The organism is Vibrio limimangrovi, assembly GCF_054064025.1.
In genome coordinates this window covers 1-2,337 of the sequence record NZ_JBSUGF010000035.1, presented here as the reverse complement: position 1 = coordinate 2,337, position 2,337 = coordinate 1, and the positions used below count along the sequence as shown (strand labels likewise).

At 54.5% G+C, this 2,337-nt stretch carries 1 protein-coding gene; it reads right to left on the bottom strand.

The window, feature by feature from the left end; all coding sequences use genetic code 11:
• Nucleotides 1-2,234 (bottom strand): VCBS domain-containing protein (locus ACWYU8_RS21950; protein ID WP_457521842.1); only part of this gene is annotated, 2,234 nt, incomplete at its 3' end.
• Nucleotides 2,235-2,337 lie beyond the last annotated feature (103 nt).

Here is a 2,337-nt window from a genome sequence, read left to right as displayed (position 1 = left end):
TGCGCAGTAATATGTGATTCGCCACTGTCTACATCCAGTACAGCCAGGCGACCATTGGCTATCAGCTCTCCATGGTTGACATCTAGATCTTCTGAAACCATGTGCTGCGACAACCCTCCCATCCGGGCGCCATCATTGGTGCCATTCACAGTAATGACTAAGTTCTGAACATCGGTCGCACCTGCGGCGTCCGTCACCGTGATCGGAATGGTCAATGTCTGACTTTGTCCTGCTGGCAACGATTGATAGGCAGCATCCGTTGGATCAAACACCCAGCTACCGTCAGGATTGAACGTCAGTCCGGATACTGGATTGGCAATCGAATAGCTCAACGTATCACCCACATCTGGGTCGGTCGCAATGAGTTGACCAGACGCTTGCTGGCCGTCCTCGTCGACAGAAACCGACGCTATCGGGGTCATCACCGGTGCATCGTTGGTGTTATTGATGGTGAGGTTAAATTGCGTAGTGACACTCGCCCCTTGCGAGTCCGTGGCAGTCACGCTAATCGGCACACTGCCCACATCACTGTTAGTTGGTGTGCCATTGAACGTTCCGGTTGATGCATCAAAATGCAGCCAGGTTGGTAGGCTACCGGTGGAGAGCATCAAGGTATCGCCATGGTCAATATCACCAAAGGTGTCACTTGGCAGCGTGAACTGGAACGCGCTGTCTTCATCTATTTGCTGATTTACTACGCTGTGCGCCACGATTGGGGCGTCGTTCGTCCCCTCTATCGTCACGCTGATGGTATGCGGGGTGCCATCCACACTGGTGACAGTGATGGAGTCTGTTAATGGCTCACCCGCTGCCAGTTGTTGAATTGCGGGCTGATTATTATCAGCGTGATACTGCCACTGCCCGTTGGCACTGAGTGAGAAATGGCCATAACCGGAATCACTGGCGACATCCGTGATCGGCGTGAAGGCGGCTTCACCGCTGTCTACATCCTGAACCGTTAACTGCCCGTTCGCTTCCAGCTCACCCGACGCTGAGACCGCCGTGTCTTCTTTCAGCTGCGCTCCTGCACCAGATATGACCGCGCCATCATTGGTACCATTTACTGTAATGACTAAGTTCTGAACATCCGTCGCACCTGCTGCGTCCGTCACCGTGACCGGAATGGTCAATGTCTGACTTTGCCCTGCTGGCAACGATTGATAGGCCGCATCCGTTGGATCAAACACCCAGCTACCGTCAGGATTGAACGTCAGACCGGACACCGGATTGGCAATCGAATAGCTCAGCGTATCTCCTGCATCCGGGTCGGTAGCAATAAGTTGACCAGACGCTTTCTGGCCGTCCTCGTCGACAGAAACCGACGCGATCGGGGTTAGCGTTGGCGCATCATTGACATTGTTGACGGTTAAATCAAAGGTGGTCGATATCTGAGCACCGTGATCGTCGGTCGCCGTCACCGTGACTTGCGTACTGCCCACATCGCTGTTGGTTGGCGTGCCGCTGAAGGTACCTGTCGCCGCATCAAAATGCAGCCACGCCGGTAAGCTACCAGTGGACAGGGTCAGCGTATCGCCGATATCGATATCGGTGAACGTATCTGATGGCACAGTAAAACTGAACGCGGTATCTTCTGTGGCGACCTCATTGGTCAAGGCATGCGAAACCACCGGGCCATCGTTTGTGCCCACAATGCGTACCACTACATCACGGCTGGCACTGCCATCCGTTGAGCTGACCGTGAAACGCTCAACGATTTCCCCCTGACCGTTCTGGCCCAATGCTTGTATCACTGGGTTGCTGTTGTCTGCGCTGTAGGTCCAATGGCCCTGCTCATCAATAATGAAACGGCCATACTGACCCGTCACGCTTTGCGCAGTAATATGCGATTCGCCACTGTCTACATCCAGCACGACCAAGCTGCCATTGGCTATCAGCTCTCCATGGTTCACATCTATATCTTCTGAAACCATGTGCTGCGACACCCCTCCCATCCGAGCGCCATCATTGGTGCCATTCACAGTAATGACTAAATTCTGAACATCGGTCGCGCCGGCGGCGTCCGTCACCGTGACCGGAATGGTCAGCGTCTGACTTTGCCCTGCTGGCAACGATTGATAGGCGGCATCCGTTGGATCAAACACCCAGCTCCCATCTGCATTGAACGTCAGTCCGGACACCGGATTGGTAATCGAATAGCTCAGCGTATCGCCCACATCTGGGTCAGTCGCGATGAATTGACCAGACGCTTGCTGGCCGTCCTCGTCGACAGACACCGACGCGATCGGGGTTAGCGTTGGCGCATCATTGACATTGTTGACGGTTAAATCAAAGGTGGTCGACACCTGTGCGCCGTGATCGTCTGTCGCCGTGACCGTG